Origin of the sequence: Streptomyces sp. NPDC048441 (genome assembly GCF_043200235.1) — a bacterium.
In the GTDB taxonomy this organism is placed as follows: Bacteria; Actinomycetota; Actinomycetes; order Streptomycetales; family Streptomycetaceae; genus Streptomyces.
In genome coordinates this window covers 104,354-128,924 of sequence record NZ_JBICXM010000016.1, presented here as the reverse complement: position 1 = coordinate 128,924, position 24,571 = coordinate 104,354, and the positions used below count along the sequence as shown (strand labels likewise).

The 24,571-nt window shown below is 70.7% G+C and carries 25 protein-coding genes; 12 read left to right on the top strand and 13 right to left on the bottom strand.

All coding sequences use genetic code 11. The annotated features are described in order from the left end of the window. Positions 1-89: 89 nt before the first annotated feature. From ACGFSB_RS32025 to ACGFSB_RS32015, 3 genes are all read right to left on the bottom strand, one after another. A complete protein-coding gene (locus ACGFSB_RS32025) occupies positions 90-899 on the bottom strand; it encodes a helix-turn-helix domain-containing protein (protein WP_393406488.1) in 810 nt (269 codons plus the stop codon). A 672-nt stretch (positions 900-1,571) separates the two neighbouring features. Next, positions 1,572-2,093 carry a DUF4232 domain-containing protein gene (locus ACGFSB_RS32020; RefSeq protein WP_393406486.1) on the bottom strand — a complete coding sequence of 174 codons (522 nt, stop codon included), beginning with the start codon at positions 2,091-2,093 and terminating at the stop codon, positions 1,572-1,574. Positions 2,094-3,571: 1,478 nt separating this feature from the next. Next, the gene (locus ACGFSB_RS32015; RefSeq protein WP_393406483.1) at positions 3,572-4,537 is read right to left on the bottom strand and encodes a pirin family protein; all 966 of its coding nucleotides are present in this window, start codon (positions 4,535-4,537) and stop codon (positions 3,572-3,574) included. Between the two features lie 121 nt (positions 4,538-4,658). Between ACGFSB_RS32015 and ACGFSB_RS32010 the strand changes: the two genes are divergently transcribed. Next, positions 4,659-5,006, top strand: coding sequence for a tetratricopeptide repeat protein (locus ACGFSB_RS32010; RefSeq protein WP_393406480.1), 348 nt, complete (start codon positions 4,659-4,661; stop codon positions 5,004-5,006). A 6-nt stretch (positions 5,007-5,012) separates the two neighbouring features. On the opposite strand, the gene crcB (ACGFSB_RS32005) is transcribed toward ACGFSB_RS32010, so the two are convergent. The 4 genes from crcB (ACGFSB_RS32005) to ACGFSB_RS31990 all read right to left on the bottom strand — a co-directional run bounded on the left by crcB (ACGFSB_RS32005) (position 5,013) and on the right by ACGFSB_RS31990 (position 7,644). Next, the gene (crcB, locus tag ACGFSB_RS32005) at positions 5,013-5,387 is read right to left on the bottom strand and encodes a fluoride efflux transporter CrcB (protein ID WP_393406477.1); all 375 of its coding nucleotides are present in this window, start codon (positions 5,385-5,387) and stop codon (positions 5,013-5,015) included. Continuing rightward, on the bottom strand, positions 5,384-5,734 hold the full coding sequence (locus ACGFSB_RS32000; protein WP_393406475.1) for a DUF190 domain-containing protein: 351 nt from the start codon (positions 5,732-5,734) through the stop codon (positions 5,384-5,386). The genes crcB (ACGFSB_RS32005) and ACGFSB_RS32000 overlap by 4 nt, the downstream gene beginning before the upstream one ends. Next, entirely contained in the window at positions 5,731-6,123 is a 393-nt protein-coding gene (gene crcB, locus ACGFSB_RS31995) for a fluoride efflux transporter CrcB (RefSeq protein ID WP_393406472.1), read from the bottom strand. Before crcB (ACGFSB_RS31995) ends, ACGFSB_RS32000 begins: the two co-directional genes overlap by 4 nt. A gap of 96 nt (positions 6,124-6,219) precedes the next feature. Beyond that, on the bottom strand, positions 6,220-7,644 hold the full coding sequence (locus tag ACGFSB_RS31990; protein WP_393406469.1) for a dihydrolipoyl dehydrogenase family protein: 1,425 nt from the start codon (positions 7,642-7,644) through the stop codon (positions 6,220-6,222). A 143-nt stretch (positions 7,645-7,787) separates the two neighbouring features. Here ACGFSB_RS31990 and trxA point away from each other — a divergent pair, with 143 nt between their 5' ends. Beyond that, positions 7,788-8,174 (top strand): thioredoxin, encoded by a 387-nt coding sequence (gene trxA, locus ACGFSB_RS31985; RefSeq protein ID WP_393406467.1) that lies wholly within the window; start codon positions 7,788-7,790, stop codon positions 8,172-8,174. 23 nt (positions 8,175-8,197) lie between these two features. Here the strand turns inward: trxA and ACGFSB_RS31980 are convergent, their stop codons facing one another. Beyond that, positions 8,198-9,292, bottom strand: coding sequence for a LacI family DNA-binding transcriptional regulator (locus tag ACGFSB_RS31980; RefSeq protein WP_393406464.1), 1,095 nt, complete (start codon positions 9,290-9,292; stop codon positions 8,198-8,200). Positions 9,293-9,474: 182 nt separating this feature from the next. Between ACGFSB_RS31980 and ACGFSB_RS31975 the strand changes: the two genes are divergently transcribed. Next, positions 9,475-10,881: an amidase gene (locus tag ACGFSB_RS31975; RefSeq protein WP_393406462.1), complete on the top strand. Its 1,407-nt coding sequence runs from the start codon at positions 9,475-9,477 to the stop codon at positions 10,879-10,881. On the opposite strand, the gene ACGFSB_RS31970 is transcribed toward ACGFSB_RS31975, so the two are convergent. Then, complete coding sequence (locus tag ACGFSB_RS31970) at positions 10,876-11,949, bottom strand: glycosyl hydrolase family 18 protein (RefSeq protein ID WP_393406459.1); 1,074 nt, start codon at positions 11,947-11,949, stop codon at positions 10,876-10,878. The genes ACGFSB_RS31975 and ACGFSB_RS31970 overlap by 6 nt on opposite strands. A gap of 71 nt (positions 11,950-12,020) precedes the next feature. Here ACGFSB_RS31970 and ACGFSB_RS31965 point away from each other — a divergent pair, with 71 nt between their 5' ends. After that, positions 12,021-12,479, top strand: coding sequence for a type II toxin-antitoxin system PemK/MazF family toxin (locus tag ACGFSB_RS31965; protein WP_393406457.1), 459 nt, complete (start codon positions 12,021-12,023; stop codon positions 12,477-12,479). Here the strand turns inward: ACGFSB_RS31965 and ACGFSB_RS31960 are convergent. Next, on the bottom strand, positions 12,464-13,327 hold the full coding sequence (locus ACGFSB_RS31960; RefSeq protein WP_393406454.1) for a TIGR02452 family protein: 864 nt from the start codon (positions 13,325-13,327) through the stop codon (positions 12,464-12,466). The genes ACGFSB_RS31965 and ACGFSB_RS31960 overlap by 16 nt on opposite strands. 250 nt (positions 13,328-13,577) lie before the next feature. Between ACGFSB_RS31960 and egtA the strand changes: the two genes are divergently transcribed. From egtA to egtD, 4 genes are read left to right on the top strand one after another with little or no spacing between them, the layout of a single operon-like run. Then, positions 13,578-14,927, top strand: coding sequence for an ergothioneine biosynthesis glutamate--cysteine ligase EgtA (egtA, locus tag ACGFSB_RS31955; RefSeq protein ID WP_393406452.1), 1,350 nt, complete (start codon positions 13,578-13,580; stop codon positions 14,925-14,927). Then, positions 14,924-16,252: an ergothioneine biosynthesis protein EgtB gene (egtB, locus tag ACGFSB_RS31950; RefSeq protein WP_393406450.1), complete on the top strand. Its 1,329-nt coding sequence runs from the start codon at positions 14,924-14,926 to the stop codon at positions 16,250-16,252. Before egtA ends, egtB begins: the two co-directional genes overlap by 4 nt. Further along, a complete protein-coding gene (gene egtC, locus ACGFSB_RS31945; RefSeq protein ID WP_393406448.1) occupies positions 16,252-17,007 on the top strand; it encodes an ergothioneine biosynthesis protein EgtC in 756 nt (251 codons plus the stop codon). The genes egtB and egtC overlap by 1 nt, the downstream gene beginning before the upstream one ends. Further along, entirely contained in the window at positions 17,004-17,966 is a 963-nt protein-coding gene (gene egtD, locus ACGFSB_RS31940) for an L-histidine N(alpha)-methyltransferase (protein WP_393406446.1), read from the top strand. Before egtC ends, egtD begins: the two co-directional genes overlap by 4 nt. Here the strand turns inward: egtD and ACGFSB_RS31935 are convergent. Further along, positions 17,963-19,204 carry an extracellular solute-binding protein gene (locus ACGFSB_RS31935; protein ID WP_393406608.1) on the bottom strand — a complete coding sequence of 414 codons (1,242 nt, stop codon included), beginning with the start codon at positions 19,202-19,204 and terminating at the stop codon, positions 17,963-17,965. The genes egtD and ACGFSB_RS31935 overlap by 4 nt on opposite strands. Before the next feature lie 203 nt (positions 19,205-19,407). After that, complete coding sequence (locus ACGFSB_RS31930) at positions 19,408-19,539, bottom strand: hypothetical protein (RefSeq protein ID WP_393406613.1); 132 nt, start codon at positions 19,537-19,539, stop codon at positions 19,408-19,410. Between ACGFSB_RS31930 and ACGFSB_RS31925 the strand changes: the two genes are divergently transcribed. Further along, entirely contained in the window at positions 19,477-20,124 is a 648-nt protein-coding gene (locus tag ACGFSB_RS31925) for a GntR family transcriptional regulator (protein WP_393406605.1), read from the top strand. The two genes, ACGFSB_RS31930 and ACGFSB_RS31925, sit on opposite strands and share 63 nt — an antisense overlap. Positions 20,125-20,192: 68 nt before the next feature. Further along, positions 20,193-20,414 (top strand): dodecin, encoded by a 222-nt coding sequence (locus tag ACGFSB_RS31920; protein ID WP_393406443.1) that lies wholly within the window; start codon positions 20,193-20,195, stop codon positions 20,412-20,414. Positions 20,415-20,430: 16 nt separating this feature from the next. Here ACGFSB_RS31920 and ACGFSB_RS31915 read toward each other — a convergent pair whose 3' ends face one another. Further along, the gene (locus tag ACGFSB_RS31915) at positions 20,431-20,919 is read right to left on the bottom strand and encodes a hypothetical protein (RefSeq protein WP_393406440.1); all 489 of its coding nucleotides are present in this window, start codon (positions 20,917-20,919) and stop codon (positions 20,431-20,433) included. A 106-nt stretch (positions 20,920-21,025) separates the two neighbouring features. Here ACGFSB_RS31915 and ACGFSB_RS31910 point away from each other — a divergent pair, with 106 nt between their 5' ends. Together ACGFSB_RS31910 and ACGFSB_RS31905 are read left to right on the top strand one after the other, a co-directional pair. Continuing rightward, entirely contained in the window at positions 21,026-22,039 is a 1,014-nt protein-coding gene (locus tag ACGFSB_RS31910) for an MsnO8 family LLM class oxidoreductase (RefSeq protein ID WP_393406437.1), read from the top strand. Between the two features lie 59 nt (positions 22,040-22,098). Beyond that, positions 22,099-24,444 carry an ATP-binding cassette domain-containing protein gene (locus ACGFSB_RS31905; RefSeq protein WP_393406435.1) on the top strand — a complete coding sequence of 782 codons (2,346 nt, stop codon included), beginning with the start codon at positions 22,099-22,101 and terminating at the stop codon, positions 24,442-24,444. Positions 24,445-24,571 lie beyond the last annotated feature (127 nt).

Genomic DNA, 24,571 nt, shown 5'->3' with positions numbered 1-24,571 from the left:
TCTGCCCGGGGGCCTCGTCCCGCACGTGTCTGCCACCTTCTCCACCACCGTGATCGCTGGGGCCAAGGTCCGTCGTCGCGTGCCGGCGTTCAAGGAGAGGGCGGAAACTGCCCTCGCTGCCGGTACTCCGAGGGCGAGCAGCCCATGTGCTTCCTGAACACCCGCGCGAAGTTCTCCGGATTCGGGAAACCAGAGAGCCTGCCGACCTGGGATATAGGGTCGCTGCCCGCTGTGAGCAAGTGGCGGGCAGCGTCGATGCGTAACCCGGTCAAGTACCGCATGGGCGTCTTTCCCGTGGTGACAGAGAATCGGCGCAGGAAGTGGTACCGGCTGAGACGTGCTTCTTTGGCTAACTGGTCGAGTGTGATGTTCTCCGACAGGTGCATCTCCATGTAGGCCCGCAGTGTGAGCAGTTGTTCCGGGCTGAGACCTCCCGTGCCCGGTGATGCGGAACGGAATGGAAGGAGCAGGTATTCGGCCAGGTAGTGGGCTGCACTCAGGGCATAGTGTTCTCCTGCACCTGTCTTTCGGGCGTGAAGTAGAGTTTGCGCCATTGATGCGGCATGTGGATCGAAGGCGCGCAGTGTCTGTAATTCCGAAACATCACGGACAGGAGCGGTAGCGTGTGTGTCCAGTGCTCGCTGAAGTAATTCAACGGAAAGCTGGATATAAACGACTTCGAATGGGAGACGTCTGGGCGGTGTCCTGCTGAGCCGGATCAGGTTGTTGGGTGCGACCCGGCAGACCTCTCCAGGCGTGAGCGTGGTACGCCGCCAACCGTGATTGTCTCGACGTTCAATTTGACACACACCTCGTATTGGCGTGACGATGCCGAACCACTGATCCGACAATTGGTATGTCCAGGTGCCGCTGTCGTGTCCAGCGGCTTTCTCTTCCACAACGAGTTTCTGACAGGTTTGGTCTTGCCACGTAATGCTCATAGTTTTCCCTTGCGTGGGTCGGGAAACGAGGAATGATAGGCGCCGGGTTCGTCACAGTTTGAACCGGGCTGGAAAAAAGTTGCCCTCTGTGTCACGCAACGGCCAGCGGCACGTTATGGGAGCTACTGCCCACTCTGGATGGCACTCGCAGATGGACGGCAGGCAGAGGGAGGGGCTTCACGGCAGGGCGATCCGCCGTGCGCTTACTGGGACGGCGGTGTTTGCCGACGTCTCTTGAGCTCGTCCAACCACTTGTTTCACGTCTCTTCTTCACGATCTATTTCGGCGTTCACCGCCGCCGACGACATCAACACCGAACCGAACCTCGAAGAGTTCCTAGCCGGCACATACGAACGCGGCACCTAAGACGGCAAGGGCGGGCCGAAGGGCTCCGACGAGGACCGGGAGTTGGTGCCCGCGTGAGGTGAAGGGAGGCCGGTGTACGGCTGCCGCATCGAGCGGTACGCGTCCGTACGCCGACTCCCGACAGACCGCCGGTGAGAACCCGTGGGGACGGGAGCCCTCACCGGCTTCTCTGTGCGCAGGCGCCCCCGGGCGGAGGCCGACCGGAGAAGCGGGTCAGCTGGTGAAGAAGGTCAGCTGGTACAGCTGGTCAGCCGGAGAAGTGCGTCAGCTGGAGAAGGGGACGGCGTCGGCGGGGTCGGCGTGCCAGTTGGTGGCGACGGGCTGGTCGACCAGGACGGTGTTGGGGAGGTCGAGGGTGATGGAGTTGGCTTCGTCGCCGGCGACGGAGAGGTGGAGCTGGTCGAATTCCCAGCGGAGGTCGTCGTTGGTGATCTTGGGGTTGATGCCGGCGTAGGCGGTGGTGGAGCCTTCGAGGATGACGCTCTCGCTGACAGCGTGCTCGGCGGGCGACACGGCAGTGTCGGGGGAGGAGCCGAAGGACGCGGAGGGGAAGACGCCCTCCAGGGTGCAGGAGATACCGGGCTTGGCCTTGGCGGTGAGGAAGAGGCGGCCGTCCGCCTGCGTCTCCTCGGCGACCGTGAAGGTCAGGTCGCCGGTTACGCAGGCCGGTGCGACGGTGCTGCGGCTGTCGGCCGTGGCGGCGGCCGTCGCGGCGCCGGTGAGGGCCAGCGCGGCGACCGCGGCGAGGGCGAGGCGGGCGGAACGGCCGACAAGGCGCGAACGCATCTAGATCTCCATGGTGCTGAAGGGTGCGGAAGTGGTTCTTCCAGCGGGTTTCTGGGATGACCGCAGCTTGTTCGGTGATCCGTCCCGCCCGCCACAGATGACGACCGCTACGGGACGTTGGGACGCCGAAACATGCCCTGACCAGCACAGACGTCGTGGGCGTGGAACGGGACGTTGGGACGCCGGTTGCCGAACGCTCTCTGCCAAGCTGCTCCGACCAGCCGGACGACCACCGGTCCGAGGGTGACCACGAGACGAAGGGCATGAGCCGTGGCCGTAGGCGCAGACAAGCGGAGGGGGATCCGCCTCACTTCGGTGCCGAACGTGAGAACTGCCGCTCCCCTACCGCCTAAGGACGCCACAACGTGAACGCAGAAGTCTTGCTCGCCTACCGCCGATGAGGGCTATGGCCGCGACGGCCACAAGCTGCCATACCAGTCTCACCAAAACTCCCTCCGCCGAATCCGCAGCCGGAGCGCCGCGGCTGTGCGCAACGCTATGGATCCGCCGGCTTCGAATCGTCACCGCGCGGTGGACACTTCCGCGTAGCTCGCACGGGGGACAGAGCCCGCGGGCCGGCCCGGCGCCGGGCTCCTGAAGCCGGCCGCCGCGTGAACCCGGCAGACTGCCGCCGGCCGAGGGCGCATTGCCGCCGTCCGTCCTCACCGCCGGGCCCGCACCGAAAAGCCCTCGCGCGCCTACAGGACGATCCTCAGTCCGGTCACCGCTGCGCCTCCTCCTACGCGTGGTCCGCGGCCTGAGCGGTGACGCGCTCGATCGCCCGGACGGCAACCTCAGACTGGTCGAGGTAGATGTAGTGCTCGCGTTCGCGGTGGTGCTCAGTCTGCTGCCGTCGAGACTGCCATCCTGGCCTTGCGAGCCAGTGAGATATCGCCCCCCTGTTCCACCAACGGCGCCCGTCCTTCACCGCGTTCGACGGTGACCTGAAGTCCCCGGCGGGGACGCCGGTCGGTATCGAGCACGGCCAGGTAGCGGCCGTAGATTCTGGGGACGCGGACGCGGTACTTCCGCGCCAGCGTGCTGACCAGGGACCGCTCCATGACCTACTTGAGCCGTCCCAGACGGTGGAGGCTGAACGCCAACTGGTCGTAACCGGCGATCCCGCGTAACTCCGCCTGGTACCGGGCGCCGATGAAAGAAGTCGCTGGTGACCGTGCATTCGGTCCCCAGGACCGGTCGGCCATGGTGCAGGGAGGGGCGGCACCTCGCCCGGACGACCTTGCAGAACGCACGGGCCAACCCGCGATCCTGTTCGGGGATGTCGAAGTCGCTGCGGCGAAGATGAGCGCCCGCATTGCCCCTCGCGAAGAGAGACGCCCCGCAGGTGGCCAGACCCGCGGTTCGCTGCATGACCCCGAAGCCCCTCCGGCCAGCATGATCGCTCACCCAGGGCTACCTGCATACGCCGCCCTCAGGACCGCCCCAGACCGCAGCCCTCACGACAGTAACCGCACTGGTCAGCGCGTCCGTCCCCGCGGTTTCAGCGGCACAGGCGGCAGGTCCGGCGCAGGGATCCGGGTGCCGTCGTATCCCTTCACCTCGCCGAAGCGCGAGCTTTCCATCCAGTCCGAACGGGCTTGTGCAATATCGTCACTGGACCGCCCGATGAAGTTCCACCACATGACGAGTTCCTCGTCGAACGGCTCGCCGCCGAGCAGCATCAGGCCCGCGTCCGACTCGGCGTGCAGCGGGAGTTCGGTGCGGCCGCAGCCCAGGTACAGCATCGAGCCCGGCAGCACGGGAACGCCGTCCACCCTGGCCTCGCCGGACATGGTGAGGACGGCGTACTCGAAGTCGGGGTTCAGCGGGAGGCGTACGTCGGCGTCGCGGGTCAGGGTGAGGTCGGCGCCGACGATCGGGGTGTAGGTCGTGCCGGGTGACGTGGTGCCGTCGACCGTGCCGAGGATGAGGGTGGCCGTCAGGCCGGGGGCGGTGACGAGGGGCAGTTCGGCGTGGTGCTCGAAGCGCGGGTCGGTGTGGCGGTCGGCGTCGGGCAGCGCCACCCACAGCTGAGCGCCGTGCAGGAGGCGGGCGTGCGATCTGGGGCTCTCCTCGGAGTGCGAGATCGCCCGGCCCGAGGTCATCAGGCCCAGCTCGCGGGGGCGGATCGTCTGGAGGCTGCCCGTGGAGTCGCGGTGCAGGACCTCGCCGTCGTGCAGCCAGCTGACCGTCTGGAGGCCCATGTGCGGGTGGGGGCCCACCTGCATACCGGGCTCTTCGGCGATGTCGTCCGGGCCGTAGTGATCCACGAAGCACCAGGCGCCGACCATGCGGCGGCCCAGGTTGGGCAGCAGGCGGCGGACCTCGGTGGACTCGCCGAGCTTGACCTTTCGGGGGCTGAGGAGTTCCCGCACCGGTTCGGCGACGACGAACCCGCGCCCGCCGCACAGGGCCGGGACCGCCTCGCGATCAAGATTGCTCATGCCGCACAACCTAGCCCCGCGGGGCACCGGACGTCAGGCATGCGCCCCGGTCATCCCGCGGGAACCATGTAGTGGAATTTTTAACTACCCATGCTCGTTGGCGCCATCGAAGGAGGCAACAGTGGACATGACGTACTACGACCACGGAACCGCGGCGGAGCGCTGGGAGCGCGCGCGGCAGTTCTTCGACGCCAAGGAGTACGCCACGGCGGCGCGAATCCTTGGCACCCTGGCGGACGAGGTGCCGGAGCAGGTCGCCCCGCGCCTGCTGCTTGCCCGCGCCTACTACCACTCGGCGCAACTGCTCCGCGCGGAGACCGAGTTGCGTACGGTCATCGAGCTCGACCCGGTCGAGCACTACGCCCGGCTGCTCCTCGGCCGCACGCTGGAGCGGCAGGGGCGGAACGCGGACGCGGCCCCGCATCTGCGCATGGCAGCGGCCCTCTCCGGGGACTTCGCTGAGGCCTGAGGCCCGTCACTGCCACACCGCCTCCGCGAACGCGACGCCCGCGAACACCGCGCCGAGCCCCGCGACCACACTGGCCACGGTGTTGACCGCCGCGTAGAACCGCGCGCCGTCCTCGGCGAGCCGCAGCGTCTCGTACGAGAAGGTCGAGTACGTCGTCAGGGCGCCGCACAGGCCGGTGCCGAGGAGCAGCTGGGTGTGCGAGGAGGCGGCGCCCGCGACCGTCGCGCCCGTGAGTATGCCGAGGATCAGGCTGCCCACCACGTTGACCGCGAACGTTCCCCACGGGAAGACCGTGTCGTGCCTGGCCTGCACGGCACGGTCGGTGAGGAACCGCAGCGGGGCGCCGATCATCGCCCCTGTCACCACGAGGACCCAGTTCACCGATCCGCCTCGTCGCGGCCCACGTACCGGATGACCTCGCAGTCGTCGAGGATCACGAGCCCCTCGCTGACCAGTTCGTCGAGTTGCGGCAGGAAGGCGCGGATCTTGTCCTCGTCGTCCACGATCACGATCGCCACCGGCAGGTCCTCGCTCAGGGAGAGGAGCCGCTGCGTATGGATGAGTGACGAGGCGCCGAATCCCTCGATGCCGCGGAAGACGCTCGCGCCCGCGAGGCCCGCCTTGCGGGCGCGGTGGACGATCTCCGAGTAGACCGGCTTGTGGTGCCACAGGTCACTCTCGCCGATGAAGACCGTCACGCGCAGGGCCGTGCCCGTCAGTCTGGTCATGGTCGCCTCCACACCACCAGGCGGCGCGTCGCCCACACCGCACTCCACACTGCCGCGAGGGCCGCGACCAGCGTCAGTCCCAGATAGGCCAGGCCCGTGCGGGCGTGACCGCCGTTCACCAGGCGCTCGATGTCCACCGCGTAGGTGGAGAAGGTGGTGAAGCCGCCGAGCACGCCCGTGCCGAAGAAGGGCCGCACCAGGCGGTGCGCCGTCCACACCTCGGTGAGGACCACCATGAAGACACCCATGACGGCACATCCGATGACGTTCACCAGGAGCGTCGTCGTGGGGAAGGCACCGGGTTCGACGGGCCAGATCAGGGACGCGCCATAGCGGGCCGACGCGCCGACCGCACCGCCGACGGCCACCACCGCCACCACGGGCCACACGTCGTACTCCCTCGCCTGTGAAGAATCGCCTGTGAAGAATCGTCAGCGGCGAATCCGGAACGATCACCCCCAGGCTATCCGCCCGGCCCGCGGCGGCTACCCGCGATACGTCTCGAGCAGCCGCAGCCACACCTCACTGACCGTCGGATAAGCCGGAACCGCGTGCCACAGCCGGTCGATCGGCACCTCGCCCGCGATCGCCACCGTCGCCGAGTGGATCAGCTCCCCGACGCCGGGGCCCACGAACGTCACGCCGAGCAGGACCTCACGGTCCAGGTCGACGATCATCCGGGCGCGGCCCTCGTAGCCGTCCGCGTAGAGGCCGGCGCCCGCCACGCCCGCCATGTCGTAGTCGACGGCGCGCACCCGGTGGCCCGCGGATTCCGCCTCCGCGAGGGTGAGGCCCGCCGATGCCGCCTCGGGGTCGGTGAAGACCACCTGCGGCACGGCGGCCCGGTCGGCGGTGGCGGAGTGTGCACCCCAGGGATCCGTCTCCAGGAGGGGGACGCCCTGGGCGCGGGCGGTGATCGCGGCGCCGGCGACGCGGGACTGGTACTTGCCCTGGTGGGTGAGGAGCGCCCGGTGGTTGGCGTCGCCCACCGCGTAGAGCCAGGTGCTGCCGTGCACCCGCAGGCTCTCGTCGACCGGCAGCCAGGAGCCGGGCTCCAGGCCGATCGTCTCCAGGCCGAGGTCATCGGTGCGCGGGGCACGGCCCGTGGCGAAGAGGATCTCGTCCGCTTCGAGGGTGTCGCCGCCGGTCAGCGTCGCCGTGACCGTGCCGTTCTCCCTCCGTACGGCCGTGACCGAGACGCCGGTGCGGACTTCCGCGCCCGCCTCCGTCAGCGCCTTGGTGACCAGTTCCCCGGCGAACGGTTCCATGCGCGGCAGCAGGCCGTCGCCGCGTACGAGCATCGTGACCTGCGAGCCGAGCGCCTGCCAGGCCGTGGCCATCTCGACGGCGACGACGCCGCCGCCGACCACCGCGAGGCGTCCTGGCACCTGGTCGGCGCTGGTGGCCTCGCGGCTCGTCCACGGCTTGACCTCGGCAAGTCCTGGCAGGTCGGGGAGCGCGGCGCGCGAGCCGGTGCACACCGCCACCGCGTGGCGGGCGGTGAGGGTCTGCTCGGTCCCGTCCGGTGCGGTGACCGTCACCTGGCGGGTGCCCGCGATGCGGCCCTGACCGCGGTAGAGGTCCACGCCGATCGAGTCCAGCCAGCCGACCTGTCCGTCGTCCTTCCAGTGCGAGGTGTAGTCGTCCCGGTGAGCGAGGACGGCTGCCGCGTCCAGGGGCCCCTGCACCGACTGGCGCAGGCCCGGCACCTTGCGGGCGTCCGCGCGGGCGATGACCGGCCGGAGCAGCGCCTTGCTCGGCATACACGCCCAGTACGAGCATTCGCCCCCGACGAGTTCACTCTCCACCACCGCCGCGCTCAGGCCGCCCGCGCGGGCCCGGTCCGCGACGTTCTCCCCCACGGGACCGGCGCCGATGACCACTACGTCGTACGTCTTCGAATCCGTCATGGAAGCCAGTGTGGTCCCAGGTGTGCGTCGTGGCCACATGGGGTACGCGCGCGGAACGAGCCCGGGTGAAAGCGTGGAATACGTCTACCGCCCGGCCCGTTATTCACAGCGGCTTCGACCGATACCAGGAAGAGGGAAACACCATGAGCAGCACGACTGAGCTCACCAAGGAAAACTTCGACCAGACCGTCACGGACAACGAATTCGTCCTGATCGACTTCTGGGCGGAGTGGTGCGGCCCGTGCAAGTCGTTCGCGCCTGTCTATGAGAAGGCCGCCGAAGCCAACCCCGACCTGGTCTTCGGCAAGGTGGACACCGAGGCGCAGCCCGAGCTCGCGCAGGCCTTCGGCATCCAGTCGATTCCGACGCTGATGATCGTCCGCGACCAGGTCGCCGTGTTCGCGCAGCCCGGCGCGCTGCCGGAGGCCGCCTTGGTGGACGTCATCGGGCAGGCCAGGCAGCTGGACATGGACGAGGTCCGCAAGTCCGTCGCCGAGGAGCAGGCGAAGGCCGAGGCGCAGGAACAGTAAGGAACGAACGTACGCAGGGGGGGTCAGCTGGACTCGCGGTGCACCGCCGTCGCGCCGAGCACGTCGTGCACCTCGGGCTCCATGCCCGGGTCACGCACCACACGGTCGACGAGCTCCGCGAGTTTCTGGCCCGACGGCAGCTCGATGCGGACCGTGCTGAGGCGCGGCCGCAGGAGCCTGCCGAGCATCAGATCGTCGGAGCCGATGAGAGCCGTCTCCTGGGGGACGGTGATGCCCTCGTCCTGGAGCGCCCGCATCAGCAGCATCGCGTACTCGTCGTTGTACGTGAACACGCTGTCCACGCCCAGCGAGCGCCAGCGTGCCGCGAGCCGGGCCGCCGACTCCTCGTCGTAGGCGAGGGGCAGCTCGGTCATCGTGGCGTCCGTGCCGTTCAGCGCGCCGCGGATGCCCTCGGCACGCGGACGCGCGAAGGGCTCGAGGCCGCGTTCCTCGGGGATCACGACACCGATGTGGCTGCTGCCGCGCTCCAGGAGGTGGGTGGCGGCGCACCGGCCCACCAGACGCTGGTCCATGAGCAGGGCGTGCGCCCCCTCGGCCCGCTGCGGGCCCAGCGTGAAGACGGCCTTGGCGCCGGACCGCTTCAGGACACTCACACCGCGCGCGCCGAGCCCCGACGCACCAGGGGCGAGGACCGCCACCGGGCGCAGCTCGGCCCAGGCACGGGCCGCGTCCTCGCCGGTCAGGCCGAGGCTGCCGTACTGCACGACGGTGTAGTCGAAGCGGCTGAGCGCCCACTGCAGCTCGTTGAAGAACTCGCTGAAGAGCGGGCCCGCCGGGATGTGCGGCGTGGGCATCAGGACGACACGGGTGTGCCCGGCGCGCAGGCTGCGGGCCGCCGCGTGCGGGACGTACCCCAGCTCCTTGGCGGCCTCGTGGACGCGGCGCCGGGTGGGCTCGCTGATGCGGACGGCGCTCGTGTTGTTCAGGACGTACGAGACGGTCGCGCGCGAGACTCCCGCGAGTCGCGCTACGTCGGCACTCGTCGGTACGGAGTACTGGGCGGGCTGCTGCGCGGGCTGTTCGGCGGGCCGCTCTGCGGGCTGTTCGGCGGTCTTCTGCGTGGGCTGCTGTCCGGTCTTGTTCGGTATCTGCACCATGGCAGGGCTCATCTTTCCAGACGGCGCGGGGGCGCTCCCAGGCGGGCACCGAGGCGCCCCGGGGACGCGTCGGGGCACTCCCCGTCCGTCGTGCGCGGCATGAACTCCCCTGCCCGCGTTCCGCGTTCCCCTCCAGCCGGTTAGCGTGCGTGCACCTGCCCGCCGATCAAAGGTGCCCCCACATGACTGCCGACCGTGCCGACGGCCTCGCGCGCACCGCCCGCGCGCTGGCCGACGGAGAAGTGTCGTCGCGCACGCTGACCGAGCGGACGCTGGCGCGGATCGAGGCCTCGCAGCCCGTCCTCAACGCCTTCAAGCTGGTGCGGGCCGAGGCCGCGCTCGCCGAAGCGGACGCAGCCGACCGGGAGTTGGCGTCCGGGTCACCGGGGCGCCCGCTGCTCGGGGTGCCTCTCGCCGTGAAGGACGACACCGACATAGCGGGTGAACCGACCGCCTTCGGGTGCCGGGGCGACTTCCCGGTGAAGAAGCAGGACGCTGAGTCGGTACGCCGCCTGCGGGCCGCCGGAGCCGTGATCGTGGGGAAGACCAACACCTGTGAGCTGGGGCAGTGGCCCTTCACGGAAGGCCCCGGTTTCGGGGACACCCGCAATCCGTGGCACACCGGGCACACCCCCGGCGGCTCGTCGGGCGGTTCCGCCGCCGCGGTCGCCGCGGGGCTCGTGCCGGCCGCGCTCGGCTCGGACGGCGCGGGCTCGGTGCGTATCCCCGCCGCCTGGACCCATCTCGTCGGTATCAAGCCGCAGCGCGGCCGCATCTCGACGTGGCCCTGGCCCGAGGCCTTCAACGGCATCACCGTGAACGGCCCGCTCGCCAGGACCGTCGCCGACGCCGCGCTGCTCCTGGACGCGGCGAGCGGCAACCACGACGGCGACCTGCACAAGCCGCCCGCCATCAGTGCCACGGACGCGGCGACCCGCGATCCGGGGCGGCTGCGGATCGCGCTCTCCTTGCGGATGCCGTTCACCGCGACCCCGAAGCGGCTGCATCCGGTGGTGCGCCGGAAGGTCATGGTCCTGGCGGACCGCCTCGCCGAGCTCGGGCACGACGTCGTGGAGGCCGACCCGCGCTACGGGCAGATCGGCCTCGACTTCCTGCCGCGCGCCACGGCGGGCATCGCCGACTGGGCCGGTGAGGTCCCCGACCCGCGGCTCCTGGACCCACGGACCAAGGAGGCCGCACGCATGGGGCGCCTGCTCGGCGGCGCGCCCCTGCGTCTCGCCCGGCGCGCCGAAGCCGCCCTGCACCGCCGGATCGGCGCGATCTTCTCCACGTACGACGTCGTCCTCACGCCCACCACGGCCACTCCCCCGCCCCGCGTCGGCACCATGGCCGAACTCAGCGGTTGGCGCACCGACCGGGCGATGATCGCCGCCTGCCCCTACGCGTGGACCTGGAACGTCCTGGGCTGGCCCGGCGTCAACGTGCCCGCGGGCCGCGTGGGCGACGGCCTTCCAGTGGGCGCGCAGCTGCTCGGGCCCGCGGGCAGCGAGCCGCTCCTGGTGTCGCTCGCCGCGCAGTTGGAGGCGGACCAGCGGTGGTACGAGCAGTGGCCCGCTACGGCCTCATGAGTTCTTCGCGAGGGTGCCCCACAGCGCCGGGTCCTCGAAACCGAGGGCCCACAGGACGGTGTGGCGTACGCCGTACTTCCGAAGGACGGGCAGATGGGCGGCAGTGCCGCGCGCGTCCTGGTACCAGACGGTGCGGCGCTTGCCGCCTTCGTTGTACGTGAAGTGCGGCGTGCCCGACGTGGGATCGAGGCGATAGGGGGCACCCACCTTGCGGCGCAGCGCCTCCGCTTCCTTCCAGGTGACGTGCTTGGCGCGGGCGGTACTGCCCACCTCCCAGTCCCAGCCGTAGCCCGGCAGGCCCATCTCCAGCTTCTGGCGGGGGACTTCGGCGGTGGCGTTGCGCAGGGTCTCCTCGTACCAGGCGGGCGACGACAGGGGGCCGGGCGGACCCGCCGCCCAGTGCAGGTCGTAGCCCATGATGCGCAACCGGTCGGCGGCGGCGCCCAGTCGGCGGTAGTCCCAGACACGTCCGCTGATCCGCGTCTTCGGCGAGACCGTGATCACGCACTGCTTGCGCAGCGCGCGCAGCCGCGCGCACAGGTCGGTGACCATGGTGGCGTACCCGGTCCGCACCTTCTTGTAGGCGGCGTCGCCGGTGGGCGCGATGGTCTCGTAGTCCAGGTCGAGCCCGTCGTACGAGCGACTGCTGACGATCCGCAGAAGTTCGTCGATGTGCTGTGCGCGGCGGGCCTTGTCGGTGACGACGGAGGCGAGCGCGCCGGGGCGCATCCGCTCCATGATCGTCGGCACCACCTTGATGCCCGCCTTGTGGAGCCCGTCGATGACGCGGCGCGAGCCCGCTCCGGCGTGGCCCGCCACGTGTCCTGCCGTCTTCGCCTCGTACCAGAAGGGGCTGACGGTGTGTAGCTGGTCGGCGTGGCGCAGGGCGTTCTGGTACGCGGCTTCCTGGTCCCAGTAGGGGAGCCACCCGGAGACGGTGCGCGGCGGAGGTGCGGTGGGGGCGGCGGAAGGGGCGGTGGGCTGAGGGAGCGTCGGGGCAAGTGCCGTGCCGCAGAGGGCGAGGACCGCGATGATCCGTGCTCGGTCGAGGTGTCGTCGTGGCGCCATGGACCGAGCCTGCGGGCCATCGGACGGACCCGCCCTGCGGGTTGGGCCAGACAGGTTCTACGGTGGCCCGCGTGACTGCCAACACCGAAGACCCCCAGCTGACCGCCGACCCCGGCCGCACCGGCCGCACCGCGACGACCGAGGCCGAGCCGCGCGAGGTCGGCCAGGTCCAGACGACGTACGCCCCCGCCCATGACGGCGATCCCGACCCCGGCGAGATCGTCTGGACGTGGGTTCCGTACGAGGAGAACGACGGGCGCGGCAAGGACCGTCCCGTGCTCGTCGTCGCCCGCGAGGCGCGCGGCACGCTGCTCGCCGTGCAGCTCTCCAGCAAGCAGCACGCGAACGAGAGGGACTGGGTACCGATCGGCTCCGGCCCCTGGGACCGCGAGGGCCGCGACTCCTGGGTCGCCATCGACCGGGTGCTCCGGGTACACGACGAGGGGATGCGGCGGGAGGCGTGTGCGCTCGACCGGATGCGGTTCAACTTGGTCGTGCGGCGGCTCCAGGAGCGTTACGGCTGGCGCTGAGCCGCGCCCTTGAACCCCGGGCCGAACGCCTCCTCGAAGGCGGCCCGGGTCACCGCGCCGCGCGTACGGTCGAGCACCCCGAACACGATGTGCTCGAAGTACCCGCGGAACCGGCCGCCCTCGTCGAGCAGTGCGCGGAACGCCTCCGCCACCTGCGCGGGGTCGTTCTGGAAGACCCCGCAGCCCCACGCGCCGAGCACGAGCCGCCGGTAGCCGTGGGCGGCTGCGGTCTCCAGGACCCGCTCCGCGCGCCCGGCCAGGGCCCGCGGCAGCTCGGCGGCGCGCTCGGGGGTCTGCCGCAGGACGACTCCCGCGTTCGGTGCCGCCGCGGTCAGGAAGCCGACCGTGTACGCCTCGTCGAGCAGCCGCCCGCGGTCGTCACGGAAGACCGGCACGGCCGGGGAGTGGATCACGCGGTCGCTGTAGAAGGGATCGCGGTGGGCGCGGTGGTGGTCGTAGAACTCCCGGGCCGCCCGCACGCACGTGTACAGCGCCGAGGCCCTGCACAGCGCCTCCTCCTGCGCCTGGGCGCCGTTCAGATAGCCGCCGCCGGGATTGCGTGCTGAGGAGAAGTTCAGAACCGCCACCGGGCCGCCCGCGTCCACGCAGGTCAGCCTGTGCGCGGCCGCCAAGCTGCTCTCTCCGGTGACCTCGACTACCGTGGGGATCAGCTCGGGCGGCGTCACGGGAGTCACGTACAGGGTCGCCGGACCGAACATCCGCGTGCCGGAGCGCGCGGCGTCCACCGCTTCCGCGATCACCACCTCGCGGCCACCCGGAGCGACGTACCGCCCTGCTGCCACGATTTCCTCGGTCTGCTGCGCGATGCCACGCAGTCGCGCACTCATGCCCGCTCCCCCGCCCCGACCTCTGCCGTCCTGTCCCCCGACTCACACATGAACGCATGGTGAGGTCTTGCCGTCGCCCGCCGCAACAGAATTCCCTGGCATCGACTCGGCCCTAGGGGCACTCTTGTGCGAACGGCCGACAAGGTCTTGGGTGGGACGGGCGCTGCCAACTCGGTCCTATCCCACATCGAGTTGACCGGGTGGTCCGCAACCGCTGGACCAGGCAGAACTTGAACAGGAGGACCCCTGCATGCCCGAGGGCGACTGTACGACGTACCGCGCGAAGTACGGCACCGCGGTCTCCGAACCCGAAGCGGAGGCGCTGGTCAACGGCATCTGCTTCAAGACCGGACCACCGCGCATCACCGGTGTCGAACTGGAATGGCTGATCCACGAGCCGCACCGGCTCCAGCTGCCCGTACCCCCCGCCCGCCTCGAAGCGGCCTACGCCGCACTGCGGGCCCTGCCCCTGCACTCCCTGATCACCGTCGAACCGGGCGGCCAGCTGGAGCTCAGTTCGCTCCCCGCCGCCTCGCTCATGGAGTGCGTGTCCGCCGTATCGGCCGACCTCTCCGCCGTACGCGACCGGCTGACCCCCCTGAACCTGACGCTCACCGGTCTCGGTGCCGATCCCTGGCGCCCGCCCTCCCGGATTCTCCACCGGCCTCGCTATGACGCGATGGAGTCCTATCTCGACCGCGCGGGCCCCGCGGGCCGCCGCATGATGTGCTCCACGGCGTCCGTGCAGATCTGCCTGGACGCGGGGCACGAGGAGCCGGGCCCGCTCGGCTACGGACGGCGCTGGCGGCTCGCGCACCTCCTCGGTCCTGTGCTGGTCGCCGCGTTCGCCAACTCTCCGGTTCAGGACGGCCGTTCCACCGGATGGCGCTCCACGCGGCAGGCCGTGTGGGCATCGATCGATCCGGGCACGTCCGGCGCGCCGCCACTGGATGTGGAGCCGCGGGAAGCCTGGACGCGGCACGCGATGGACGCTCCGGTGATGTTCATCAGAGCGGCGGACGAGGGCGCGGAGGGCAACGGGAACGAAGCTCCCTGGACCGTCCCGGAAGGGCTGACCTTCCGTACCTGGACCCGCTCCGGTGCGCCGCGCCCGCCCACCCGCGATGACCTCGACTATCACCTGACCACCCTCTTCCCGCCCGTACGCCCGCGCGGCCATCTGGAGCTGCGGATGGTCGACGCGCAGCCGGGCGATGACGGCTGGATCGTGCCGCTCGCCGTGACGAGCGCGCTGTTCGACGATCCGGAGGCGGCCGAGACCGCCTACCGCACCGTGAAGCCGCTGGCCGAGCGCGCCTGCCCGCCCGGCGCGCCCGCGGCGCCGCGCAGCCCGCTGTGGCTGGACGCGGCGCGGCACGGGCTCGCCGACCCGGAGCTGCGCGAGGCAGCCGCCGCCTGTTTCGCCGCCGCGGCCGACGCGCTGCCCCGGATGGGCGCGAGTGCCCGGGTGCGGGAGGCCGTCGCCGCGTACGCCGATCGGTATGTCGCGCGGGGCCGCTGCCCGGCGGACGATCTGCTCGACGGGCACATCGACGGCCATCACTACGACCATGAGCACGAGAAGGGCATCCTCCGATGACCGGAACCGTCAGCGACCCCGATGCGCTTCGGCAGCGCGCCCTGGCGGCGCTCCTCGCCGCCCGGGAGCGCACCTCGCTCCTCACCACGTGCGTCGAGGAACCCGAACTGACCGCACAGCACTCGCCGTTGATGTCGCCGCTGGTCTGGGACCTGGCGCACATCGGCAACCAGGAAGAGCTGTGGCTGCTGCGGGCCGTGGCGGGCCGTGACGCCATGCGGCCCGAGATCGACGGCCTGTACGACGCGTTCGAGCACCCCCGCTCCGAGCGGCCGAGCCTGCCGCTGCTCGCACCCGCCGAGGCCCGCCGTTACGCGGCCGATGTGCGGGGCCGCGCGCTCGACGTACTTCAGAGCACGCCGTTCCGCGGTTCGCCGCTGACCGACGCGGGCTTCGCGTTCGGCATGATCGCGCAGCACGAACAGCAGCATGACGAGACGATGCTGATCACGCATCAGCTGCGCTCGGGCCCGACCGCGCTCACGGCGCCGGACCCCGCGCCCGCCCCGTCGTTCAAGGGTCCGGCCGAAGTCCTCGTGCCGGGCGGCCCGTTCACGATGGGTACGTCCGCGGAGCCGTGGGCCCTTGACAACGAACGTCCCGCGCACCACCGTCTGGTCCCGCCGTTCTTCATCGACACGACACCGGTGACCAACGCCGACTACCAGCGTTTCCTCGCCGACGGCGGCTATGAGGAGCAGCGGTGGTGGACCCCGGCGGGCTGGGACATGGTCCGCGGCAACCAGCTCTCCGCGCCGCTGTTCTGGCGCCGCGAGGGCGGGCAGTGGCTGCGCCGCCACTTCGGGACCGTCGAGGTCGTACCGCCGAACGAGCCTGTTCTGCACGTGAGTTGGCACGAGGCGGACGCGTACGCGCGCTGGGCCGGCCGGCGTCTGCCCAGCGAGGAGGAGTGGGAGAAGGCCGCCCGGCACGACCCGGTGTCCGGCCGCTCCATGCGCTACCCGTGGGGCGATGCCGACCCCACACCCGAGCGCGCGAACCTGGGCCAGCGCCATCTCCGCCCGGCCCCCGCGGGCAGCTATCCCGCCGGTGAGTCCCCGCTCGGTGTACGCCAGTTGATCGGCGACGTATGGGAGTGGACGTCGAGCGACTTCCTGCCCTATCCGGGGTTCTCCGCCTTCCCCTACCCCGAGTACTCGGACGTCTTCTTCGGCGGCGACTACAAGGTGCTGCGCGGCGGGGCGTTCTCCGTGGACGAGGTGGCCTGCCGGGGCACGTTCCGCAACTGGGACCACCCGGTGCGGCGGCAGATCTTCTCCGGCTTCCGCACCGCGCGCGACGCGGGCCCGACGGAGGCCGTCTGATGTGCCGTCACCTCGCTTTCCTGGGCCCCGAAGAGCCGCTCGGCAAGCTCCTCGTGGAGCCCGCTCACAGCCTGTTCCGGCAGTCCTGGGCGCCCAGGCAGCAGCGCTACGGCACGGTCAACGCCGATGGTTTCGGGGTGGGCTGGTACGCCGACGGCGACCCTGAGCCCGCGCGCTACCGCCGTGCCGGGCCGATCTGGGGCGATCAGTCCTTCGCGGACCTCGCCCGGGTCGTCCGGTCCGGAGCCATGCTCGCCGCGGTGCGCGACGCGACCATGGCGGGCGCGGACGGGGAAGCGGCGGCGGCTCCCTTCGCTGCCGGTACGTGGCTCTTCAGTCACAACGGCGCCGTCACGGGCTGGCCACGCTCGCTCTCGCCGGTCGCTCAGGGCCTCCCGGCCGCGGACCTCCTCTCCCTGGAGGCGCGCTGCGACTCGGCCCTTGTGTGGGCCCTTGTCCTGCAGCGGCTGCGCCGGGGCGACGACGAGGCGCAGGCCCTCGCGGACACCGTGACCGAAGTCGCCGAGGCGGCCCCCGGATCACGCCTCAACCTCCTGCTCACCAACGGCGAGACGATCGCCGCGACCGCCTGGGGCGACACCCTCTGGTATCTCACCGAACCGGGCCGCCGCACCGTCGTGGCCTCCGAGCCCTACGACGACGATCCGCACTGGCGCCAGGTGCCCGACCGCACGCTGCTCGCCGCGAGCCGTACCGATGTCCTGCTGACCCCGCTCAAGGAGCCCACCGCGTGAGCCCGTTCCAGCTGACCCGCACCCTGCCCGAGGACGCCACCGGCGCCGCACTGCGCGCCGACGTCCAGCACGGCCTCACACACAGTCCCAAGACGCTGCCGCCCAAATGGTTCTACGACGCACGCGGCAGCGCGCTCTTCGACGAGATCACCACGCTGCCCGAGTACTATCCGACCCGCGCCGAGCGCGAGATCCTCCAGGCTCGCGCCGCGGAGATCGCCGGGGCGACAGGCGCGCGCACGCTGATCGAGCTCGGCTCGGGCTCGTCGGAGAAGACCCGCCATCTGATCGACGCGCTCCCCGGCCTGCACACGTACGTCCCGGTGGACGTCAGCGAGAGCGCGCTCGTCGGCGCCGCGAACACCCTGATCGCCTCGCGCCCCTCCCTCAACGTGCACGCCCTGATCGCCGACTTCACCCGCGGCCTCGCCCTGCCGGGCACTCCGGGCCCGCGCCTCGTCGCCTTCCTGGGCGGCACGATCGGCAATCTCCTCCCTGCCGAGCGCACCGCGTTCCTCACGTCGGTACGCACCCTGCTCTCGCCCGGCGACGCGCTGCTGCTCGGCACGGACCTGGTGAAGGACGAGTCGGTGCTCGTCTCCGCGTACGACGACGGGACGGGGGTCACCGCCGCGTTCAACAAGAACGTACTGACCGTGATCAACCGCGAACTCGGCGCCGACTTCGACCCCGACGCGTTCTCGCACGTGGCCGTCTGGGACAGCGAGAACGAGTGGATCGAGATGCGCCTGCGCTCGACGGCCGACCAGACGGTGAAGATCCCCGCGCTCGATCTGGCGGTCGACTTCGAGCGTCACGAGGAGATGCGTACGGAGATCTCGGCGAAGTTCCGGGAGGCGAGCGTGCGGGCCGAACTGTCGGCGGCGGACCTGCACCTGACCCACTGGTGGACGGACGAGAGGTCGCGCTTCGCGCTGTCGTTGAGCGTGGCGCGCTAGGGAGCAGAGTCGTCCAGCGCACGGGTGATCCGGTGTGAGGCCTTCCGGGCCTCGGTCGCCGGGTCGCCCCCGCTCACCACCTTGGTCATGTACGCCTTGATGGGGTTGTCCGCCTCTACGGCGGCCCACTTGGGCGAAGCCGGAGCGGCCCGGCCCCGAGCCGCGCCGACGGCCATCGCGGCGACTCCCGGCTGCCCCGCCACGGCGGAGGCGAGCGTCGTCTTGTTCGGCACGTAGTTCATGGTCCTGGCAAGCTCTGTCTGCCATTTCCTGCCCGCGAGGGCCTCGATCACGGCGACCGCTCCCTTGCGATCACCGGTCTTCTCCCGTACGACGAGATCGGAGCCGCCGGTGAACACGGCCCCCGGCTTGCCCGCCGTCCTGCCGGGCACCGGGAAGAATCCGAGCTTCCCTTTCAGCTCGGGGTTCTTCTCCTCGATGGCCCGCGCCGCCCCCGGCACGGCGACGATCTGCGCCACATCGCCCCCGGCGAAGACGCCCGCCTGCGGCGGATGTTCCTCGTCCGCGTCCCGGGGGCCTTCGCCCAGCGCCTGCAACCGCCGGTAGAACTCCATCCCCCGCAGCGCCGCGGGCGAATGCAGGCTGCCCTCCCACACGCCACGCGATTCCTTGGCGAGGTCGCCGCCCTCGTCCCAGATGAATCCGGCCAGCGTGTACCAGTCCTGGCCCGCCAGATAGATCCCCTGATCACCCCCGGAGTCGAGCCGCTCCGTATCGGCGATCCACTCCGCGCGCGTCTTCGGCGGCTGCTCGATTCCGGCCCGCGCGAAGAGGTCCTTGTTGTAGATGACGACGCGGTTGGCGGCATACCAGGGGACGCCGTACTGACTGCCGTTGTAGCGGCCCGGCTCGGCGAGACCCGGCAGCCAGTCCTTCATGCCGAGGTCGCGCGCGGACTCCAGGGTGATGTCGTAGAGCCCGCCCTCGTCGACGTACTCGGCGACCTGGGTGTTGCCGACCTCGATGACATCGGGCCCGTCGTCGGCCTTGAGCGCGGCCTTGACCTTGCCGCCGACACCGGTCCACTCCTGGACGCGTATGTCCAGGTCGATATCGCCGTGCTGCTTCTCGAAGTCCGCGGTGAACCGCTCGGTGAACTCCGCCGACGCGCTGCCCCGCATCAACCAGACGGTGACCGTCCTGCGCTCCTCTCCCCCGCCCGGCAGGGCCCCGCATCCGGCGAGCAGCGCGGTGGTGAGGGCGAGCGACAGGGACATGGCGACGCGGCGGTGCGGCTTCACGTGGGTCACTTTCTTCCTGCGGACAGGGGAAGGTCGGCCCGACGCGGGGGGTGAGCTCATGGCTCGAACGGGTACGGCAGGAGTTTGGTCTGCACCAATGGACTGGTCAAGAGGGAAGGGCACCGGAATCGGCCGGGATCGGCCGGGATCAGAGATTCCGGCGCCGTCCGCGAGGTGGATCAGCTGCCGGGGACGGTGTCCTCGAACGCGGTGCCCGCGCTGCGGTAGGCGCTGACCTGTTCCTTCACCTGGGCAGGCGTGAGGACCTGATCCTTGACGTGCAGGAGCCGGGGCTGCTGGTACGCGAGCACGGCAGGGGCATGTTCGTGGCCCGCGCCAAGGTCACCCAGGAACTGGCGCCGGGCAGCCGCCCGCTCACCGCACCCCGGGCCGCGGGCGACTGGTCGAGCCGCGTCATCGAGTTCAGCACGGTCCGGGCCGGGGCACGGGTCGGCCGCAAGCTGCGGATCTCGCCCGCGGCCGAGCTCGTGTACGTGGTGCGCCTTCGCCTGGTCGACGGGGAGCCCATCGCGCTGGAGCGCCTGCACATCCCGGCCGCCGTCGCCCCTGGGCTCACCCCCGCGCAGATGGAGTCCGGCTTCTACGCCCACCTCCGCGAGGCCCGCCGCATCCGCCCCGCGCATGCCGCGCAGTCCATCGAGCCGACGGTCCTGACGGAGGACGAGGCGGCGCTGCTCGGCGTGCCCGAGCTCTCCCCCGCCCTGCTCTTCGACCGGCTCACCACGGACACCGATGACCGTCCCGTCGAGTACGTACGCTCCCTCTACCGCGGCGACCGCTACCGCATCGTCTCGCGGCTCGAACTGGACGGTGCCGCCGAGCACCCCGCACCCACCGCCTCGCGCACCGCCGCGTGGTGGGGCACGGTGGAGTGATGCCACCTCACAGCTGCGCGAGCACCCCACAGCTGTGAGGTCACCACACGGCGGAGAGGAACACCCTGATGTCCGACCACACCTACCGGGTCACCGAGATCGTCGGCACCTCGCACGAGGGCGTCGACCAGGCGATTCGCAACGGCGTAGCCCGCGCCTCGCAGACCCTGCGTTCGCTGGACTGGTTCGAGGTCACCCAAGTGCGCGGCCACATCGAGAACGGTGAGATCGAGCACTACCAGGTGGGCCTGAAGGTCGGCTTCCGCCTCGACGACGGCGAAAGCGCCTGACCCCGCCGCCGAGCGGTCACGTCCGCCCCTCGCGCTCCTGAGCGTCCTTCAGCGCGGCGGACGTGCTCGCCCAGCGCGCCCGTACGACCGTGAAGCCCGCCCGCTCGGCCTCGTCGCACACCAGCTCGTCGTCGTCCACCATCATGCGGACCTCGCGGGACTCCGCGATGCCCCGGAGGATCTCCAGCTTGGTGCGGCGGGCGGGCCGCCGGTCGTCGTTGCGGCGCATCCACATCCGCCCCTCCGGAAGCCCCTGCGCCGCGAGCCACGCCACGGTGTCCTTGCGACACCGCTCGGGCCTGCCCGTGAGGTAGACGACCTCGCACTCCTCCGCGCTCCGCAGGGCGAGCGCCACGCCGCGCTCGAGCGGCGGGTCGTCCGGGGCCGCCGCGAAGAAGGCGTTCCAGTCGCGCGGCTTGCGCTCAAGGAAACGCTGGCGGTGCGCGGTGTCCGCGAGGGTGCCGTCCAGGTCGAATACGGCCAGTGGCCTGCTGTCTTGTGTCACGCGCCCAGAGTAGGCAATCCCGGCGGCGGTTCGGCGGGGCCGCCGGGAATCCTGGGCCCGCTCAGGCGTTGAACCTTCCGTGACCCCCGTGACCCCCGTGAGCCCCATGACCTCGGCAATCCAATCGACCCGGTTCTCCGTACTCGACCGCTCCCGCACTCGCGAGGGGCATGACGGGCCCGAGGCCCTGCGCGACACCGTGCGCCTGGCCAAGGAGCTCGAGGAGCTGGGATATCACCGTCTCTGGGTGTCCGAGCACCACGCCGTGCCGGGCGTCGCGGGCTCCGCACCGACCGTCCTGGCCGCAGCCGTCGCCGCGGCGACGCGCACCATCCGGGTCGGCACGGGCGGCGTGATGCTGCCGAACCATCAACCGCTCGTCGTCGCCGAACAGTTCGGGGTGCTCGAATCGCTCTTCCCCGGGCGCATCGACATGGGCCTCGGCCGCTCGGTGGGCTTCACCGACGGCGTACGCAAGGCGCTCGGCCGGGACAAGGACGACGCGGACGACTTCGCGGCGCAGCTCACCGAGCTCCTGGGCTGGTTCCGCGGCACTTCGGACACCGGGGCGCACGCCCGGCCCGCCGAGGGCCTGACCGTCCCGCCGTTCGTCCTCGCCATGGGCGAGGGTGCCACCATCGCGGCACAGGCCGGGCTCCCGATGGTCATCGGCGACATCCGGAGCCGCGAGAAGATGCTCCGCGGCATCGATCACTACCGCGCGACGTTCCGGCCGTCGGAGTGGTCGAGCGAGCCGTACGTCGTCATCTCCGGGACCATCGCCGTCGCCGGGACGCCCGAGGAAGCCCGCCGCCTGCTGATACCGGAAGCCTGGTCCATGGCGTACTCGCGCACCCACGGCACGTTCCCGCCGCTGCCCCCGGCCGAGCGTGTCGAGTCACCCGCGACGACGATGACCGAGAAGGAGCGCGGCTTCTACGAATCCGGTCTCCTCGGCCACATCCACGGCACGGAGGCGCAGGTGGCCGATGAGCTCGAGACGCTGATCAAGGAGAGCGGTGCGGAGGAAGTCCTCATCACGACCAGTACGTACGACCGTGCGGGTCTCCTCGACTCCTTCCGGCGCCTCGCCCGGGTCGCGGGTCTGACCGCGGCCTAGAATCGTGGGGTTTGCCCCCGAGCCACTCGAACCACCCGAGCCGCGTACGGAGTCCGCCCATGCACAGCCCCCACGATCCGTTCGTACGCGTCCGGGGCGCCCGCGAGCACAATCTCCGTGACGTCGACGTGGACGTCCCGCGCGACGTCCTCGCGGTCTTCACCGGTGTCTCCGGTTCGGGGAAGTCGTCGCTCGCCTTCGGGACGATCTACGCGGAGGCCCAGCGCCGCTACTTCGAGTCCGTCGCCCCGTACGCCAGGCGCCTCATCCACCAGGTGGGCGCACCGAAGGTCGGCGAGATCACCGGCCTGCCCCCGGCGGTCTCGCTCCAGCAGCGCCGCTCGGCGCCCACGTCCCGCTCATCGGTGGGCACGGTCACGAACCTCTCGAACTCGCTGCGGATGCTGTTCTCCCGCGCCGGCACCTATCCCGAAGGCGCCGAGCGGCTCGACTCGGACTCCTTCTCGCCGAACACGGCCGCGGGTGCCTGCCCTCAGTGCCACGGCCTCGGCCGCGTGCACCGCACGACCGAGGAACTGCTGGTCCCCGATCCGTCCCTCTCCATCCGTGAGGGTGCGATCGCCGCCTGGCCCGGCGCCTGGCAGGGCAAGAACCTCCGTGATGTGCTCGACACCCTGGGGCACGACATCGACCGGCCGTGGCGCGAGCTGCCGCAGCCGGACAGGGACTGGATCCTGTTCACGGACGAGCAGCCGGTGGTGACGGTGCACCCGGTGCGGGACGCGGGCCGCATCCAACGCCCTTACCAGGGCACGTACATGAGCGCCCGACGCTATGTGATGAAGACGTTCTCCGACTCCAAGAGCCAGCCGCTGCGGGCCAAGGCCGAGCGGTTCCTGGCGAGCGCCGACTGCCCGGCATGTGGCGGCAGCAGACTGCGCCCGGAGGCGATGGCGGTCACGTTCACGGGCCGGACCATCGCAGAACTGGCCGCGCTGCCCCTCTCCGAGCTTGCCAAGTCCCTCAAGAGCGCGGCGGGTTCGGAGGCGGCCCGCGTCCTGGCCGCCGATCTCCTCGCCAGGATCGCCACGATCACAGAGCTCGGCCTCGGCTATCTGAGCCCGGACCGCGCCACGCCCACCCTCTCCCCGGGCGAGCTCCAACGACTGCGCCTGGCAACGCAGTTGCGCTCCGGGCTCTTCGGCGTCGTGTACGTCCTCGACGAGCCGTCGGCCGGACTGCACCCGGCGGACACCGAGTCCCTGCTCACCGTCCTCGACCGGCTCAAGGCCGCGGGCAACTCGGTGTTCGTCGTGGAGCACCATCTCGATGTCGTACGTCACGCGGACTGGCTCGTCGACGTGGGCCCGCACGCGGGCGAGCACGGCGGACAGGTGCTGCACAGCGGTCCCGTGGCCGACCTGGAGAGCGTCACGGAGTCCGCGACGGCCCGCTTCCTCTTCGACCGCGAGGCCGCTCCCGTACGTGAGGTGCGCGCCCCGCGGGGCTGGCTGAAGGTCGGCCCGGTGAGCCGCCACAACCTGCGCGACGTCACGGCCGAGTTCCCGCTCGGCGCGTTCACCGCGGTCACCGGCGTCTCCGGTTCGGGGAAGTCCACGCTCATCAGCGAGGTCACCGAGGAACTGGACGGTGTGGGGCGCCTGGTCTGCGTCGACCAGAAGCCGATCGGGCGTACGCCGCGCTCCAATCTCGCCACCTACACAGGCCTCTTCGATGTCGTGCGCAAGGTCTTCGCGGCCACGGACGCGGCACGGGCGAAGGGCTACGGCGTCGGCCGCTTCTCGTTCAACGTCGCGGGCGGGCGGTGCGAGACCTGCCAGGGCGAGGGGTTCGTGAGCGTGGAGCTGCTCTTCCTGCCCAGTACGTACGCCCCGTGCCCGGACTGCGGTGGCGCGCGCTACAACCCCGAGACCCTCCAAGTGACGTACCAGGGGCGGAACATCGCGGAGGTGCTCGATCTGACGGTGGAGGCTGCCGCGGACTTCTTCGCGGACACCCCGGCCGTCGCCCGCAGCCTGCGGACCCTCCTGGACGTAGGCCTCGGATATCTGCGCCTCGGCCAGCCGGCCACGGAGCTCTCCGGCGGTGAGGCCCAACGCATCAAACTGGCAAGCGAGTTGCAGCGAGTCCGGCGCGGGCACACGCTCTACCTCCTGGACGAGCCGACCACCGGTCTGCACCCGGCCGACGTCGAGGTCCTGATGCGCCAGTTGCACGGCCTGGTCGACGCGGGCCACTCGGTGGTCGTCGTCGAGCACGACATGGCGGTGGTGGCGGGCGCGGACTGGGTCATCGACCTGGGCCCGGGTGGCGGTGACGAGGGCGGACACGTGGTCGCGGCGGGGCCGCCGACGGCGGTGGCAGGGGCCGAGGGGAGCAGGACCGCGCCCTACCTGGCGCGGGCCACGGGCGGGGAACTGTGAGGTTGGTCCGCACCAACTCCTTGACGGCACCCGGCAGTCTGCCTTAAATCAAGTACTGAACAAAGCGCGGGGACTGATCGCTCACAGCGTTCAGTTCTCGATGCCGAATTGTCATGCGCATGTCCTT